The following is a 15,185-nucleotide window of genomic DNA, read 5'->3' on the forward strand; positions in this document are numbered from 1 at the left end:
TTACTTGACAGGGTAAAGAAAGTGCATGGTGTGACTTTTTTGTAGCTTAGATGTGATGGAAAGTCTGTTTTTGAAATGGGTTTTGTACTGCTGGGTAGACAAGCTTAGAAATTCTTGCTGAGCAAGCATCTTGAGGTGGTTTGAGCATAAAACTGTACGAGTTAGCACGAATATCAATACCCATGTTTCATTGTTGTGAATAATGATAACTCCATGTTAACCATTAATATTTCGCAATATCTTGTCAACGGGTTGTCATTTAATCTAAACCAAACAGTCATTTGATTAATAAAGAATGATTGCCGGATTCTCCAAATGAATGGAAATAAAAATGGCAGTCAATCAATTCAAATTCGTATTAGGTACAGTGGTAGCACTTACTGTTTCTCATAGTGCTGTTGCGCTCGATACTCGCTATGAAGATCGCAGCGGCAATATGGTGGCTGATACACCAACAGATACATCGCAATGGCAAGACCCATCAACCTTAATCTTCGCCTATACGCCTGTTGAAGACCCCTCTGTCTATGCTGATGTATGGAGCGAGTTTTTGGCGCATTTATCCGAGAAAACAGGTAAGAACGTCCGTTTCTTCCCCGTTCAAAATAATGCTGCGCAAATTGAAGCGATGCGATCTGGCCGCTTGCATATTGCAGGTTTTAATACGGGTTCGACGCCACTCGCGGTTAACTGCGCAGGCTTTAATCCATTTACCATTATGGCGGGTGAGGATGGTTCATTCGGCTATGAAATGGAGATTATCACCCATCCCGCATCAGGCATTGATAATGTCGAAGACTTAAAAGGTAAAAAAGTCGCGTTTACTGCGCAGACGTCAAATTCTGGCTTTAAAGCACCTTCGGCTATTTTGGGTGCTGAATTTGGTTTAAGCGCAGACAATGATTTCTCAGCGGCATTTTCAGGTGCACATGATAATTCAATTATCGGTGTTGCCCATAAAGATTACGATGCGGCTGCGGTGGCAAACTCTGTTTTGAAACGCATGTTAGACAGAGAAGTCGTCAAAGCGTCTGACATTAAAACCATCTATCAGTCTCAAACCTTCCCAACCACCGCTTATGGTTATGCACATAACCTTAACCCTGAGCTTCAAGCACAAATTAAAGAGGCATTTTTTAGTTTCGATTGGGCTGGCACGAAATTGCAGGAAGAGTTTGAGCGAAACGGTGAAGCGCAGTTTATTCCAATTACTTATCAAGAGCATTGGGCGGTGATCCGCACTATCGATGAAGCTAATGACGTCTCTTACCAGTGCCGCTAAGGCACACTGAATTGGAATAATCATGTCTACATTGCAATTAAAGAATGTGACAAAGCAGTACTCAGCGCGAGATATCGCGCTGAGTGATGTTTCTTTGTCGGTTGAGGCTGGAGAAGTGGTTGGCCTTATCGGTCCTTCAGGTGCGGGTAAATCGACATTAATACGCTGTATTAACCGCCTCACCGAACCTACCTCTGGTGAAATACGATTTAATGGCGAAAACCTCGTGACACTGAATCGTACGCAACTGAGGCAGTCTCGCCGAGAAATCGGGATGATCTTTCAAGAGTACGCGTTGATTGAACGTCTTACGGTAATGGAAAATGTATTATCTGGTCGATTAGGGTATGTGCCTTTCTGGCGAAGCTTGCTTCGAAAGTACCCGGGTAAAGATATTGCCAATGCTTACCGCTTGCTTGATCGTGTTGGGCTGATTGAACATGCAGATAAGCGGGCAGATGCCCTGTCAGGCGGCCAACGGCAGCGGGTAGGGATTGCTCGAGCCTTAGCGCAAAAGCCGCAGTTATTGTTGATTGATGAACCGACCGCCGCCTTGGACCCGCGTACCGCTCGCCAAGTAATGCGTTTAATTAAGGACATCTGTGCCGAGCAGCAGCTACCGGCGATCATTAACATCCACGATGTGAATTTAGCGAAGCAGTTTTTGCCACGCATTATCGGCTTGAATGCCGGGAAGATTGTGTTTGATGGTGCTGCAGACGCGTTGGATGATCGCGTGCTGACGACTATCTATGGTGAGGAAGATTGGAATCCAACACCTGAGCATGACGCCCCAGAATGGGTGGAGGCGATGGCCTAATGGAATATCCAACGCAATGGAGAAAGCCGCCCCTGATTGCAAATGCCGGACTACGTTACGGCGTACTCTTGTTGGTGATCATTTACACCTATTTGGCAATGGGGTCGGTTGAGGTTAACTGGTCGCGGGTTTACGAGGGACTCGACCGTGGCTGGCGATTTGTACAAGCCTTCTTACAGCCAGACTTCACCAGTCGCTGGAGTAACATTTCGCAAGGGTTAATCGAGAGCTTGACCATGACGCTCACCTCTACCGTCGCTGGTGTTGTGTTGTCGATACCCTTTGCTTTGGGTAGCGCACGCAACTTGGCGCCACGATGGATCTATTTGTTCTGTCGTAGTTTCATCGCGATTGCACGTAGCTTTCAAGAAATCATTATCGCTATCTTATGCGTCGCCTTGTTTGGTTTTGGTCCCTTTGCTGGCTTTGTTACCCTGACATTTGCCACTGTTGGCTTTCTTGCCAAGTTGTTTGCCGAAGAAATTGAAGCGACGGATCCCGCCGCGTTGACCGCAATGCGTGCTACCGGAGCAGGCTGGCTGCAACAGATCAATTATGCCATTCAGCCACAAGTCTTGCCGCGCATTATCGGATTAAGCATGTATCGACTGGATATCAATTTCCGAGAATCCGCTGTGATTGGCATTGTCGGTGCTGGGGGGATTGGTGCAACGCTCAATACCGCGATGGATCGCTATGAGTACGATAGCGCGGCGGCCATTTTACTGATCATTATTGGCTTAGTGATGATTGCAGAGTTTGTCTCAAACGTCATTCGTACGCGTTTACAGTAGGAGAGGGGCATGAAGAAAGAAGTATTCCCTGCTTACTGGGAAAAGCATTCACCCCAAGTACGCCTGTGTCGCTGGGTGGCGTGGCTCGTCTTTGTTGCCTTGTGTGTCTTTTGTTGGCAAGAGATGAATCGCGATACGCTGTGGTACTTTGTGACCGATGCGCCTAATCAGTTTCGTGATATTAGTGGTCGTATGTGGCCGCCACGTTGGTCATACCTTAACGAGCTCTGGGAGCCACTGTGGGACACCTTAAACATTGCCACGCTAGGTACCGCGCTTGGTGTCGTGATTGCCTTGCCAGTTGCATTTTTGGCCGCACGCAATACCACACCCAGTCGGCATTTTGTTCGTCCTATTGCGCTTTATATCATTGCGGCGAGCCGTTCCATTAATTCGTTGATTTGGGCGCTGCTGCTGGTGGCGATTTTAGGACCGGGTTTGCTGGCGGGCATCATTGCTATCGCATTGCGTTCAATCGGGTTTATCGCCAAGTTGATGTATGAAGCGATTGAAGAGGTGAATACCACCCAACTGTCAGCGATTACAGCAACGGGGGCGTCTCCACTTCAAGTGCTGGACTATGGCATCGTGCCCCAAGTGTTACCCAGTTTCATTGGGACTAGTATCTTTAGATGGGACATTAATATTCGAGAATCCACCATTCTTGGCTTAGTGGGCGCAGGGGGCATTGGATTGAAACTCGAAGAGTCCATGTCGACCTTAGCTTGGCCACAAGTCGCGGTGATCTTTGTGGCCATTTTAACGACGGTGGTATTTTCGGAATGGATATCCGCCAAAGTTCGCCATTTACTGATATAGCCTGTCGTTTGACCAAACACCCTTGCACGTTTTGCGCACCCCCAGTGGTGCGCTTTTTTGCCTACGACAATGTCAGTATCTGTATACTCTGGCCAACTCAAGTATAAAGATAGCGAGACTCGATGGTTTTGATTGTTTGTGCGAGGGCTTTCTTGTCTGACTGCGTGAGGGCTTGTGCGAAGTTATCGGCCTTAATTGGGATGGCTTTTGATAGTGTAGCCGGCACCCCGTTATTGGCTTTCTCGAGCATAGCAATGAACTGTTCAACACTGAGGTTATGGACAATTTGCAAGCTATTGGTTAACGCTCCCAGTTCGGTAATAGACGTTATCGCATCGTCACTACGACGATTTGCCAATTGGAAACGTGCTTCAGTTTGACGACTTTCCATACTGGAAAAACGCATCGCAGCTGCTTCTGGAATCGCTTTTACACGCGTTTGATGCCCCAACTCTTCCCAACTGACACCACAAACAGACAGTGTGAAGAGTGATGATAATTGATGCATTTCCTGAGGCTGAGTGAGCTTGCCATCCAATAGTTCTTCGCAGAGTGCCATGAGGGAGGCGGGTGAAATGCGTTCATACGTCACTAAGCCCGCTTTGCTTTGGTAACAGAGTTTGAGGGTATCGAGTAAATAGTAGATATGCCCCATAGGTTGCCACTGCTGCTGCGTGTTTTTTTGCTGTGCGCGATGAGAGTGAGAAGGCGACGGAGGCGGAGTTTGATAAGATTGAATGACCGTTTCAGCAGCGCGGCGTTTCTGCCTAAAGTGTCTGATTATTTTCCTCATGATGTCTCCTTACCTCACAGATTTCACAAAATATAGATCAAAATGATAATGATTCCTATTATTATTCTCATTGATGTTGGTCAAAAATGTCACGTAAAGAAGAAATCTAATATCAAAAGGAAGGAGTCATAAATGAGATTTATCATAGGGTTACGTAACCTGCTCTTTAGAGTGCTGTATCGAATAATACGCCCGCTCATCTTCTTAATGGATCCAGAAGATGCCCACTATATGTTTAAACGGGTGGGCGTGTTCTTAGGATCCAACGGTGTAACGCGGGGCTTGACCTCATTTTTATTCGATTTCAATCACCCAAGTTTGCACACCCAAGTTGACGGGGTGCGTTATCGTAACCCGGTCGGACTATCCGCTGGCTTTGACAAAGATGGAGAGCTCACCAGTATCTACCCGTCGCTAGGATTTGGGCTCGCTGAACTTGGGTCATTTACCGGTGAAGTCTGTCCAGGGAATCCAGGAAAACGTCTGTTTCGAATGGTGAAGTCGAAATCAATCTTGGTCTGGTATGGCCTGAATAATCAAGGCGCAGAGAAAATTTCGTCTCGCTTGCAAGGGGCGGATTTTGGTCGATTAAGAGTGGGCATTAATGCGGCTAAATCTAATATTACCCCGGAGTTTGACTTACAAGAGTCGATAGATGACTACACCAAGACGATGCGGTTGTTCAAAGATATTGGCGATTATTACACCATTAATATCAGTTGCCCCAATACGCAAGATGGCGAACCCTTTGTTGACCGAGAGAATCTAGATGCCTTGCTGACAGCAGTGAATGCGCACCGAGTAGAAGGACGTCCGATTTATGTTAAGTTGGCGGCCGATCTTGAGTTGGACGAGATTGATGTCATCGTCGATGCCTGCGTTGCGCATAAAATGGATGGGGTCGTTTTGACAAATTTGGCCAAGCCGGCTTTCAACAAAGAGTATGTCGAAGACGAATTGCCTTACCACAAAGGCGCGATGAGTGGATTACCGCTGCAACGTATATCGACAAGTGTGATTCGCCATGTTTACCGCCGCACTCGAGGTGAGTTGACCATCATTGGCGTCGGCGGTGTGTTCACGGCAAGAGATGCCTACGAGAAGATCACTTCAGGTGCCAGTTTGCTACACATGATTACGACGATGATTTTTGATGGCCCGCAAAACATCAATGAAATTAATCGTGGCTTAGTCAAGCTGCTACAAGAAGATGGGTTTAACTCGATTGAAGAGGCGGTAGGGTCACGCAACCCACTGCCCAAATTAAAAGCTGAGACGCAATCCGACGATGAGACCCGCGTAGAGGAAGCGCCTGTCTCTGAGGTCGCTTGAGTAACGCTGACATTGAGTTAGCTAACCTTTTTGTGGATTGATACCTCGGTGTCGCCATGCACCGAAGAATGAATCCACATTGGTAAGATGTTGACCCGTTCTGAATCGGGTCTTTTTTCTCCTTGTTTGATCTGACCTATTTCTCAACGCGTACAAGATTGTCATGTCCAAGTCGCTGGGTATTGCCATGTATTTTGACGCCGATTTCTCGCCAGAGACCTCCTCTTCACGCCACAAAACAGGCATTTATTGGTTTGGTAACGATCAACGTATCGCAGACAATCCTTTACTTACTCAAGCTTGCGAGCAGTGCGACAGATTAGTGCTGGTCTACTGCATTGAGCCCCAGTTTTTGCGAACGAACCGCTACATCACGGGCTCTGGTCTATCGACTAATCGTTGGCGGGCCTTAATGGAGTCACTCAACCAACTATCGGAGCAACTTGCAGACCGTGGACAGCAGCTACTATTGAAAATTGCCCCAGCGCTAGACATGATTCCCGCACTCATGCGTTGCTATAACGCAACGGTTGTCTACCGAGCCAGTCATGCCGGTGTATATGAACGGCAACAATGGCAGATTTTGAAATCGAAGTACCCGTATCTGGAGTATGTCAGCGACGAGCAACTCACTCTGTTCGGCTCTGTTGCAGCAGGGTTAGATGATTTTGCACCAACATTCAGCCAGTTTCGTCGTCACGTCGAGGGCCTACCTATTGCAAAACCCGTGGTCTCGCCGGCGTTCCTGCCACCCTCTCCCGCAAATGAAAGGACACGTGTGACACCGGCTTCTGGTATTAACAGCGGTGGGCTGATTGCAGGCGAGCTGAATGGGCAATGCCATCTGGCGAGCTATTTTAAAACCACGTTGCCGTCGCGATACAAAGAGACGCGTAACCACCTCGGTGCGGGTGAAAGCAGCACCCAGATGTCGTTATATCTTTCCCACGGTAACTTGTCGCCGAGACAGATCGTTGCCAAACTCCGTGACTACGAGGCGCTGCACGGCGAAAATGAATCTACGTACTGGATTTATTTTGAGCTACTTTGGCGTGAATTCTTTTTCTGGCACGCAGTGGTTGCAGGAAGCCAGCTGTATGCGTTCTCAGGCCAAGCAGACACTCCGCCTTTATTGAGTGCTTACCCTGAGCGCTATCGTCGTTGGGTGAATGGCCAGACCGCACATCCACTCGTGAATGCCTGCATGAATGAGTTACGGGAAACAGGGTATCTTTCCAATCGCGGGCGGCAGATAGTCGCCAGTTGCTTGGTTAACGAGCTCAGTGTCGATTGGCGGTTTGGGGCGGCCTATTTTGAGCAGCAGCTCGTTGACTATGATGTAGGGTCTAATTGGGGTAACTGGCAGTATATTGCTGGGGTCGGGTGTGATGCCAAAGGGGGGCGTCACTTCAATCTAGATAAGCAACAAGCGCTTTTTGATTGCCAAGGGCACTATGTGAAGCGTTGGCAAGGCGATATTGGCGTCACGAGAGTTGATACGGTCGATGCGGCAGATTGGCCTTTATACCCTTGAGTACAAGAGAGATCGTTAGATGAGACGAACACTGCGGCTGATATTAGGGGATCAACTTAACGCTAACCATTCTTGGTTTAAAGCACTGTCACCCGATGTTTTCTACTTGATTGCGGAACTTAAACAAGAAACGGACTATGTGCCTCATCACCTTCAAAAGGTTTGTGCCTTTTTTGCATCGATGAGTAATTTTGCTGCGGGATTGAAACAGGCTGGACATCAGGTAATACATCTGACATTGGATGATACTCGCGACTATCCCGATCTAGAGGCGGTGATTATCGCCACAATGCAGAGCCATGGCTGTGAATGCTTGGCCTATCAGCGGCCTGATGAATACCGGTTGTTACAGCAGTTGCGAGAGATGCCAGTCGAAAAGTATGAAGTGGATACGGAACACTTTTTACTGCCGTTTGAGGAAATTGACCAACAGTTTAAAGCAGATAAACCGCAAATGATGGCGCATTTTTATCGAAGGATGCGTAAACGCTTTCAACTGCTGCTGGATGAAAATGCACAGCCGCTAGGGGGCAAGTGGAGCTTTGATACTGAAAACCGTAATAAGTTAAGCAATAAAGCAATCCAAGAGATGGTTGCGCCACTTATGTTTGAAACAGAGGTGTCGGCGATCAGAGAACGAATAAACAGACACGGCGTAAAGACCATTGGGCGGCTGGACGGGCCTTTGTTATGGCCCACTAGCCGCCAATCAGCACTGGCCTTGCTCGATTACTTTTGTACTCACTGCCTGCCATGGTTTGGACGGTATCAAGATGCAATGACTGCCCATTCACCTTATCGATGGAGTCTCTACCATAGCCGTTTGTCGTTTGCGTTAAATACGAAGATGCTGCATCCCCTGCAAGTGATCAATGCTGCGATTAACGCCTATTCTGCTGAGCCTGAGGTGATAAGTTTGGCGCAAGTCGAGGGTTTCGTTCGGCAGATTCTCGGGTGGCGAGAGTTTGTTCGCGGCATCTACTGGGTAAATATGCCTGAGTACCAAAACAAAAACGCACTGCAAGCGGCTAACAAGTTGCCAGCGTACTTTTGGACGGGTGATACGCAGATGCATTGCCTCTCCCAAGCTATTCAACAATCTCTCGATTACGCCTATGCCCATCATATTCAGCGGTTGATGGTGACGGGCAATTTTGCACTGCTGGCGGGTATTTCGCCGGATGAAGTGGATGCGTGGTATCTCGGTATTTACATCGATGCGATTGAATGGGTGGAAATGCCTAACACGAGAGGGATGGCGTTGTTTGCTGATGGGGGATTGCTCGCCTCTAAGCCCTATGCGGCGAGTGGCAATTATATCAACAAAATGAGTGATTACTGCAAAACCTGTCAGTATGACGTGAAAAAGCGTCATGGAGAGGGTGCGTGCCCGATGAACAGTCTCTACTGGCGTTTTATGCAGACCCATCGAGAGCGGTTTGAGCGCAACCCACGCACTGCAATGATCTACCGAACATGGGATCGCACTTCACCCGAAGACCAAGACGCGATTTTGTCGTCGGCGGCATACACCATGAATCACTTAGAGACACTCTAATGAAGATATTAATTTGTGGCGGTAACGGTGGGATTGGTGCTGCGCTTGTGAAGGTGTGTGCATCCTTCGCGACAGAAGTTCACGCAACTTGGTATCGCAATGAACCGCAAGAGAGCAAAAAATCACCAGGGATACATTGGCATAGCGTCGATGTCAGTAACGAGGAGGATATTGCCCGTTTAGCGAGCTCCATCGGGGATCTTGACTGGGTGATCAATGCGGTAGGCATGTTACACACCGAGGAGCATTACCCTGAGAAAAGGTTGAGTCAGGTGGACAGTGCATTTTTTATGAAGAATATGCGCGTAAATGCCTTGCCCACACTGCTACTTGCAAAGTATTTGCAGCAGAATCTCAAACGATCTGATGCGCCGCGTTTTGCGACTGTTTCTGCTCGTGTGGGCAGTATCGAAGACAATAAATTGGGGGGCTGGTATAGCTATCGTTGTGCTAAGGCTGCCCTTAACATGGCGATGAAAGGGATCAGTATTGAATGGCAGCGAGTCATGCCTAAAAGCTGTGTGGTAGCGTTACATCCCGGCACAACAGACACCCAGTTGTCTGCACCTTTCCAAGCCAATGTTGCGCCTGAAAAGTTGTTTTCAACGCAGCAAGTTGCTGAGGATTTTATCGCCCTAATACGCAAACTTTCCCCTGAAGAGACAGGGCGCTTTTACAACTGGGCAGGAGAAGAACTGCCTTGGTAATATTCCATCTCTGATAGTAACCCAGAAGGCGTGCGTTTTTGCGACATCGACTTAGCACTAACAAAATAGCGACGTTATCCCTCTCTTTTTAATTGTGACACCACCTCACTCATCAATTGTATCTTGTCAGTTTGAATACGTTTGACCAGATCTTGAGGGGCATTGGTATCGGGATCATGCTTGCTGCTCCAAAGGATCATTTCGAGCATGATTGGCAACATATCGATACCTTTTTCGCTGAGTAGATAGACTTTCTTTCGTTTATCTCGCGTGTCAGCTTGCTTAGTGATCAACCCATCATTCTCAAGTTTTTCGAGTCGGCTAGAAAGGATGTTTGTCGCGACGCGTTCATCAGAGGTTTGTATTTCAGAGAATGTCTGTTTCCCAAAAAAGAGTAAGTCACGCACGATGAGCAAGCTCCACTTGTCTCCGACAATATCGAGGACGTTTGAGATAGGGCAGTTGGAACGGCGTTGCATGAGTACTTCTCCTTTACAGCAACATTGACAAGAATTTAACTTGCATATTGCAATCCAAATATTTAACTTGCATTATACAAGTAATATTTTGTCAGGTCACTTTTGATAGAGGAACACGCGTATGCCACAGCCACACATTGACACAGAATCATTGCTAAACCCCCATTGGAGTCAACAGGATAAGCGTCATGCTGAATCCGTGATTGAGTTTGTACAGTTGCTAATGAATGACCATGATTTTGACGAAGTTACACGTCGTTATCGTGGTAATCGGTATGTTCAACATAACCGTAACATGGCGGATGGCATTGACGGCGTGGTCGAAACGGTGAGTGATTTAGTCAAGAATGCTCCCGAGTTTAGCTACGATGTCAGACAGGTTTTTGTCGATGGCGACTTTGTGATTTTGCATTCTCATGTGACCTTGAAAGCAAAACACCGTGGCGATGAATCGCAAGGTTTTAACATAATAGATACGTGGCGTTTGGAAGAGGGCAAACTCGTTGAACATTGGGATGCTGTCCAAGGGCTCAGTTTCTCTATGCGACTGTATAGCTTGGCGGTGGGCGGTAAAGTGAGAAACAGTAACGGTGTATTTTAGAGCGCTGACAGGCGTGCCGCAGTCGCCTGTCATCGTAAGCACGGTGGGTTGAAACAACAACTACAGTTCGCAACGCTCACAACGTGACTTGCCAGTCAGAAGTTTAGATATCGTATAACGGTGACGCGCGAAGAACAGATATCCCTTGTCAGCGACGTGGCGAATGCCGGGCCACCGCAGTACCTTTAGCCATGGCTTTTTCCCTGCAACCTGCCAAGCCGCAATGTTGGCATCGACGCCGAGCAAAAGCTCCCCATCGACGGTAATGGCGTGGAGAATCCGATTGGCGGCTTCTTTGTCTATCTTTGGGTATTTCAGATGGAAGTCAGTTTGATGAATATCTTCGCAAACAATATCGCGTGTGAGCGCACGAAGTTGGTTCATCTCTGCGACACACAGTGGGCAATAACCATCGTAAAACAGGGTCAGTTGGGGGGTGTTTGACATGGCTTGCTTCCTTTTATAAGAGGGTGATAAGCATCAGTAAATGCGTCCCAACCACAACACTGGTTAAGGTAATACGTAAACGAAGATAAGCGTTGCACGGTGAAATCAGCTCGCGTTCAACCCACCAGTTCCCGAGGTGTACTAATGCGAGTATGGCTAACGCAATCGCTGTCTGAGCCGTCGGCAGTAAAAGGGCCGTAAAGGCCAATAACGCGAGCCCATTCGATGCGAGGCTGGCTCGAGGCTTTTTTTGCTCAATGTCCCTTCCCCATAAAGTGCCCGCCATAAAAGCGGCAATGACACCGCTATATAGGATGAAACTGGTTATCGGGAAGGCGATAGTTTGACCTGGCCATTGGCCATGTGAAAAGAACGCAAGCCCAGTGAAGGCGATAAAGGGTATGAGTCCAGCGTAACCGAGTTTCGTCGATATCGGATTGAGTGTGTACATGGCGACCTCTGAATGCGTGAGAGTGAAAAACAGCGACAACTTATTTTGTACGAGCGTATTTCACATAAGGATCGCTAGCCCCCCTTTGTCCGCATACTCTTTTGTCAGTGGGTATGCCGCCAATGGTGCTGCTTACGAAACAGTGACGGCGTCATCGATCTTGCCGACTTAAAGGAATGATTGAACTGACGTAGGCTTTGATAGCCGGATTGCTCCGCGATCAAGTTAATGGGTAAGCCCGTGGTAGCAAGGAGATAACAGGCTTTTTCAATACGACATGTCTTTAAGTAATCGCTGAAACTGCTATTCAATTGCTGCGAAAATAAGCGCTTTAATGTCGCGATACTACAGTTGCCAACTTCTGCACATTTCTCCAATGTGATGGCATTATTCAGATGATCGTTAATGTAGTTGAGCACGGCTGAGAGTCGACTATCTTGGTGCTGGGTCATGCTGATGGAGAGCGCTTCGCTATCGTCACGACTCAACCGGGACAATATTTGGATTAGCGTTGCTAGGCGATTAGCTGGATCGCTCGCTTCCAAGGTGCGCAATGTCTCTGCCAGTGAGTATGCCGTCTCTTCACTGAATGATGCCCCTTGATGTAGGGAGTCAAGCCAGTATTGAATTGCTTGAAATTCAGGAATGGGACTATTTTGGAACAGGTTGGCTGACCAAAGGACAACAATCACTTCATGATGAGGCTCGTAATGGGCGTCACCATCCCAAGTGTGGGGAACATGAGGGGCAATCAACGCGAGGTCAGCACGGCCAAAGGGCGCGACACTGTGACCGATGATACGGGTGCCTGAATCGCCAAGAGTCAGCACGAGTTCGTAGGTATCATGTTGATGCCATTCGAATAAGAGCGGCGCATTCCTGAAATGTTTTATCGCGACAGAGCCTGTTGCAGGCATACGTACTGGGGCGGCTTTGGCCATGTCAATGTCCTTTTTCTGTGAGCTAAAACCACGATGAGTTGAGCTTAAAACGCTAGTCCATGGCTTTGTGGCACGCAGAATACGCCTATCCCAACACGACTGCAAGCTAAGCAGCCACAAAATAGGCACTGTAATGAGAAACCTTGTTTTTGACCTTGACGGCACCCTTGTTTTTAAAGGACAACCTCTGTCTGCATCGATAGCGACGGCTTTGCGTCATGCAAAAAAGGAAGGGTTGAATGTGGTTTTTGCCACAGCCCGACCACTTCGTGACACCTTGCCGCTATTACCTACCGATCTGCAAAATGGTTTTATCATAGGCTGCAATGGGGCCATGATAAGCCGCTATGGAAAGGTGCAGTCTGCAAATAGATTTGAAACTCGTCAGATCCGCGCACTCATTCAATGGCTACAAGACGCTGAGATACCTTATCTGATTGATAGCCAAGATGATTATGCGATTTCATCCGTACCGCACCCGTTTCATGAGTTTGTTAATGCGCTTGGTAGTGCGCCGAAACCACTTGAGTGTATCTTGCAAGTAGGCATCACCAAGCTACTGATTTTAGATAAATCGTTGAGAGCGAAAATTGAAGCAGAAGCCGAGCAAATGTTAGACAGCTTTCAAATCTACGAGCATGTGTCGGATGATAGCTTTGATATGGTCCCAGAAGCATGCAATAAGCTGACAGCGCTTGAGGCAGCAGGTATTCAAATGGCTGAGACAGCCTGCTTTGGGAATGATCACAATGATATCGCGATGCTCGAAGCAGCAGCCAGTGCGGTGGTGGTCGGTGATCAACTTCACTTCTCAGCACCCTGTCTCCGCGTGAGTGAAAATGACATGCAAACCCGACTAGACGATCTCATCTCAACTCTGGTAACAGCGCCGTCCTTTTAATTATTCTCTAAGTTAATCATTAATTATGCATTAATCATCGCTATCTATCTGGAGTGAAATATTGTACGCTGTTTTTATTTCAAAGGAGTGACCATGATGAAACGTATTATTGTTGTGATGCTGGCGGTAGCGAGAAGACAGGTATCGTAAGCAGCTTGATGTCGAGAGATTATGAAGCAAGACGCGACGGCGCTCAAATTGAGCGCCGTTGCTGTTTTGGTAGTTACTTGAGCGTAGGCAAAATACGATTGAGCTTATCCAGTGTCTCTTGATACTCACTGTTAACTTCACTGTCATAAACCAGCCCGCCGCCCGCCCATGCATGAAGAACGTTATCTTGGCTGATCAGCGTGCGAATCGTAATGCTAGAGTCCATACGACCACAATTACTGATATAGCCTATACTGCCGCAATAGACACTGCGGCGATGAGGTTCAAGCTCTTCGATGATCTCCATCGCTCTGACTTTCGGCGCGCCCGTTATCGACCCGCCCGGGAAGCCTGCTCGCAAGAGATCTGCGGCACTGTATTGGCTATTGAGTTCAGCTGTGACCGTACTGACGAGGTGATGTACGGCGGGGAAGCTTTCAATATCAAACAGTTTCGGAACCGTAACGGTGCCGGGTTTAGCCACGCGACCTATATCGTTGCGAAGTAGGTCAACAATCATCAAGTTTTCAGCACGATCTTTTTCTGTGCTGCCGAGTAGCGCTTTTTCTTTTTCATCCTCAATGGGGTCGTCTCGGCGCGGTCGGGTACCTTTAATGGGTTTGGTCTCAATGGTACTGCCTTTGAGCTCTAAGAATCGCTCAGGTGAGATGGATAAAATTGCGTGCTCAGGCAATCGAATGAATCCGGAGAATGGTGCTTGATTCGCTTGCTCCAACTTCTTGTAAGCTTGCCACTCGTCCCCTTGATAGCGAGCACTGAATCGCTGCGCGAGGTTGATTTGATAGCAATCCCCAGCTCGAATGTACGCTTTCACTTGGTCAAACTTGCTGCCATAACTCTCGCGGCTCATATTGCTTTGCCATTCGCTGGTTAAGGTGAAGTGACCAGAGCCAGTGTCCACTTGCGCTTGTAACCATGCGAGACGGTCTGTGTTGGCATCGAGATTTAACAAGTGTAGCGTCTGAGCTTGATGGTCCGCGACAATCGCCCAATCATACAACCCGACAGCCATATCCGGTGCGTTAATGTCCCGCTCAGCGATGCTTGGCATCGTTTCCACTCGGCGCCCCAAATCGTAGCTAAAGTACCCCAGAGCACCGCCTAAAAAGGGCAATACGTCATGGCATTCAAGCTGGGGTAAGTGGGTGGCTTGCAGCTTTTTGAGTAAGGCGAACGGATCGTCAGCGCTTTCATAACTGTTGCCGTTCTGAGTGACTTTTGTCGTCTCACCATAGGTTTCCAGTGTTAGTTTCGGCGCGGCAACTAAAATATCAAAGCGACTATTGATATGCGCAGTGGATGCAGAGCGAAGCAACATTGACCAGGGCTTGTTCGAAATAACATCAAACAGTTCGATTGTTGCCTCTGGATGGTAATTAAGTTCTTGAATTGTAATGGTATTGTTGGTGCTAAGAGACATAGTGTGACTTTAGTAATAAATGCGCGACTGCGACATAGCAGCGAGTTGCCCGTAAGGGTATCATATTCCCAGTATTTTTCGACGCCAGCGCATAATCATAAATTCGAAGCAAACGTTTCCCTGGCGCCATGGATG

16 protein-coding genes are annotated in these 15,185 nt (G+C 47.8%); 10 read left to right on the forward strand and 6 right to left on the reverse strand.

Going from position 1 to position 15,185, the window contains the following annotated elements:
* Positions 1 to 331 precede the first annotated feature (331 nt).
* The 4 genes from phnD to phnE (TSUB_RS06405) are packed head-to-tail and all read left to right on the forward strand — an operon-like array spanning position 332 to position 3,715.
* Positions 332 to 1,282: a phosphate/phosphite/phosphonate ABC transporter substrate-binding protein gene (gene phnD / locus TSUB_RS06390; protein WP_087017444.1), complete on the forward strand. Its 951-nt coding sequence runs from the start codon at positions 332 to 334 to the stop codon at positions 1,280 to 1,282.
* Between the two features lie 22 nt (positions 1,283 to 1,304).
* Positions 1,305 to 2,102, forward strand: coding sequence for a phosphonate ABC transporter ATP-binding protein (phnC, locus tag TSUB_RS06395; RefSeq protein ID WP_087017442.1), 798 nt, complete (start codon positions 1,305 to 1,307; stop codon positions 2,100 to 2,102).
* Entirely contained in the window at positions 2,081 to 2,896 is an 816-nt protein-coding gene (gene phnE, locus TSUB_RS06400) for a phosphonate ABC transporter, permease protein PhnE (RefSeq protein ID WP_414718366.1), read from the forward strand. Before phnC ends, phnE (TSUB_RS06400) begins: the two co-directional genes overlap by 22 nt.
* A gap of 9 nt (positions 2,897 to 2,905) precedes the next feature.
* Positions 2,906 to 3,715 (forward strand): phosphonate ABC transporter, permease protein PhnE, encoded by an 810-nt coding sequence (gene phnE, locus TSUB_RS06405; protein WP_087017438.1) that lies wholly within the window; start codon positions 2,906 to 2,908, stop codon positions 3,713 to 3,715.
* Positions 3,716 to 3,812: 97 nt separating this feature from the next.
* Here phnE (TSUB_RS06405) and TSUB_RS06410 read toward each other — a convergent pair whose 3' ends face one another.
* Positions 3,813 to 4,508, reverse strand: a complete 696-nt coding sequence (locus TSUB_RS06410; RefSeq protein WP_087017436.1) for a hypothetical protein — start codon at positions 4,506 to 4,508, stop codon at positions 3,813 to 3,815.
* Positions 4,509 to 4,640: 132 nt separating this feature from the next.
* Here TSUB_RS06410 and TSUB_RS06415 point away from each other — a divergent pair, with 132 nt between their 5' ends.
* The 4 genes from TSUB_RS06415 to TSUB_RS06430 all read left to right on the forward strand — a co-directional run bounded on the left by TSUB_RS06415 (position 4,641) and on the right by TSUB_RS06430 (position 9,639).
* Complete coding sequence (locus TSUB_RS06415) at positions 4,641 to 5,840, forward strand: quinone-dependent dihydroorotate dehydrogenase (RefSeq protein ID WP_087017434.1); 1,200 nt, start codon at positions 4,641 to 4,643, stop codon at positions 5,838 to 5,840.
* A gap of 163 nt (positions 5,841 to 6,003) precedes the next feature.
* Positions 6,004 to 7,374: a DASH family cryptochrome gene (locus TSUB_RS06420; protein WP_202819730.1), complete on the forward strand. Its 1,371-nt coding sequence runs from the start codon at positions 6,004 to 6,006 to the stop codon at positions 7,372 to 7,374.
* Positions 7,375 to 7,393: 19 nt separating this feature from the next.
* Positions 7,394 to 8,932 (forward strand): cryptochrome/photolyase family protein, encoded by a 1,539-nt coding sequence (locus tag TSUB_RS06425; RefSeq protein ID WP_087017432.1) that lies wholly within the window; start codon positions 7,394 to 7,396, stop codon positions 8,930 to 8,932.
* Positions 8,932 to 9,639 carry an SDR family oxidoreductase gene (locus TSUB_RS06430; protein WP_087017430.1) on the forward strand — a complete coding sequence of 236 codons (708 nt, stop codon included), beginning with the start codon at positions 8,932 to 8,934 and terminating at the stop codon, positions 9,637 to 9,639. Before TSUB_RS06425 ends, TSUB_RS06430 begins: the two co-directional genes overlap by 1 nt.
* Positions 9,640 to 9,713: 74 nt before the next feature.
* Here TSUB_RS06430 and TSUB_RS06435 read toward each other — a convergent pair whose 3' ends face one another.
* Positions 9,714 to 10,118: a winged helix-turn-helix transcriptional regulator gene (locus tag TSUB_RS06435; RefSeq protein WP_087017428.1), complete on the reverse strand. Its 405-nt coding sequence runs from the start codon at positions 10,116 to 10,118 to the stop codon at positions 9,714 to 9,716.
* A 121-nt stretch (positions 10,119 to 10,239) separates the two neighbouring features.
* On the opposite strand from TSUB_RS06435, the gene TSUB_RS06440 reads away from it, so the two are divergent.
* A complete protein-coding gene (locus TSUB_RS06440; protein WP_087017426.1) occupies positions 10,240 to 10,719 on the forward strand; it encodes a nuclear transport factor 2 family protein in 480 nt (159 codons plus the stop codon).
* A gap of 60 nt (positions 10,720 to 10,779) precedes the next feature.
* Here the strand turns inward: TSUB_RS06440 and TSUB_RS06445 are convergent, their stop codons facing one another.
* From TSUB_RS06445 to TSUB_RS06455, 3 genes are all read right to left on the reverse strand, one after another.
* On the reverse strand, positions 10,780 to 11,166 hold the full coding sequence (locus tag TSUB_RS06445; RefSeq protein ID WP_087017424.1) for a thiol-disulfide oxidoreductase DCC family protein: 387 nt from the start codon (positions 11,164 to 11,166) through the stop codon (positions 10,780 to 10,782).
* Positions 11,167 to 11,179: 13 nt separating this feature from the next.
* Positions 11,180 to 11,617: a DUF3429 domain-containing protein gene (locus TSUB_RS06450; protein WP_087017422.1), complete on the reverse strand. Its 438-nt coding sequence runs from the start codon at positions 11,615 to 11,617 to the stop codon at positions 11,180 to 11,182.
* Positions 11,618 to 11,721: 104 nt separating this feature from the next.
* Positions 11,722 to 12,558 carry an AraC family transcriptional regulator gene (locus TSUB_RS06455; RefSeq protein ID WP_087017420.1) on the reverse strand — a complete coding sequence of 279 codons (837 nt, stop codon included), beginning with the start codon at positions 12,556 to 12,558 and terminating at the stop codon, positions 11,722 to 11,724.
* A 133-nt stretch (positions 12,559 to 12,691) separates the two neighbouring features.
* On the opposite strand from TSUB_RS06455, the gene TSUB_RS06460 reads away from it, so the two are divergent.
* On the forward strand, positions 12,692 to 13,459 hold the full coding sequence (locus tag TSUB_RS06460; protein WP_087017418.1) for an HAD-IIB family hydrolase: 768 nt from the start codon (positions 12,692 to 12,694) through the stop codon (positions 13,457 to 13,459).
* Positions 13,460 to 13,682: 223 nt separating this feature from the next.
* On the opposite strand, the gene pabB is transcribed toward TSUB_RS06460, so the two are convergent.
* Entirely contained in the window at positions 13,683 to 15,050 is a 1,368-nt protein-coding gene (gene pabB, locus TSUB_RS06465) for an aminodeoxychorismate synthase component 1 (RefSeq protein ID WP_087017417.1), read from the reverse strand.
* Positions 15,051 to 15,185 lie beyond the last annotated feature (135 nt).

Source organism: Thaumasiovibrio subtropicus (assembly GCF_019703835.1).
GTDB lineage: Bacteria > Pseudomonadota > Gammaproteobacteria > Enterobacterales > Vibrionaceae > Thaumasiovibrio > Thaumasiovibrio subtropicus.

Bases quoted from the DNA above. Each gene is read 5' to 3' on its own strand.
- TSUB_RS06420 (WP_202819730.1), top strand. From the start codon at position 6,004: ATGTCCAAGTCGCTGGGTATTGCCATGTATTTTGACGCCGATTTCTCG.
- TSUB_RS06460 (WP_087017418.1), top strand. From the start codon at position 12,692: ATGAGAAACCTTGTTTTTGACCTTGACGGCACCCTTGTTTTTAAAGGA.
- TSUB_RS06425 (WP_087017432.1), top strand. From the start codon at position 7,394: ATGAGACGAACACTGCGGCTGATATTAGGGGATCAACTTAACGCTAAC.
- pabB (WP_087017417.1), bottom strand. From the start codon at position 15,050: ATGTCTCTTAGCACCAACAATACCATTACAATTCAAGAACTTAATTAC.
- TSUB_RS06435 (WP_087017428.1), bottom strand. From the start codon at position 10,118: ATGCAACGCCGTTCCAACTGCCCTATCTCAAACGTCCTCGATATTGTC.
- phnD (WP_087017444.1), top strand. From the start codon at position 332: ATGGCAGTCAATCAATTCAAATTCGTATTAGGTACAGTGGTAGCACTT.
- TSUB_RS06445 (WP_087017424.1), bottom strand. From the start codon at position 11,166: ATGTCAAACACCCCCCAACTGACCCTGTTTTACGATGGTTATTGCCCA.
- TSUB_RS06410 (WP_087017436.1), bottom strand. From the start codon at position 4,508: ATGAGGAAAATAATCAGACACTTTAGGCAGAAACGCCGCGCTGCTGAA.
- TSUB_RS06455 (WP_087017420.1), bottom strand. From the start codon at position 12,558: ATGGCCAAAGCCGCCCCAGTACGTATGCCTGCAACAGGCTCTGTCGCG.
- TSUB_RS06440 (WP_087017426.1), top strand. From the start codon at position 10,240: ATGCCACAGCCACACATTGACACAGAATCATTGCTAAACCCCCATTGG.
- TSUB_RS06450 (WP_087017422.1), bottom strand. From the start codon at position 11,617: ATGTACACACTCAATCCGATATCGACGAAACTCGGTTACGCTGGACTC.
- phnC (WP_087017442.1), top strand. From the start codon at position 1,305: ATGTCTACATTGCAATTAAAGAATGTGACAAAGCAGTACTCAGCGCGA.
- phnE (WP_414718366.1), top strand. From the start codon at position 2,081: ATGGGTGGAGGCGATGGCCTAATGGAATATCCAACGCAATGGAGAAAG.
- phnE (WP_087017438.1), top strand. From the start codon at position 2,906: ATGAAGAAAGAAGTATTCCCTGCTTACTGGGAAAAGCATTCACCCCAA.
- TSUB_RS06415 (WP_087017434.1), top strand. From the start codon at position 4,641: ATGAGATTTATCATAGGGTTACGTAACCTGCTCTTTAGAGTGCTGTAT.
- TSUB_RS06430 (WP_087017430.1), top strand. From the start codon at position 8,932: ATGAAGATATTAATTTGTGGCGGTAACGGTGGGATTGGTGCTGCGCTT.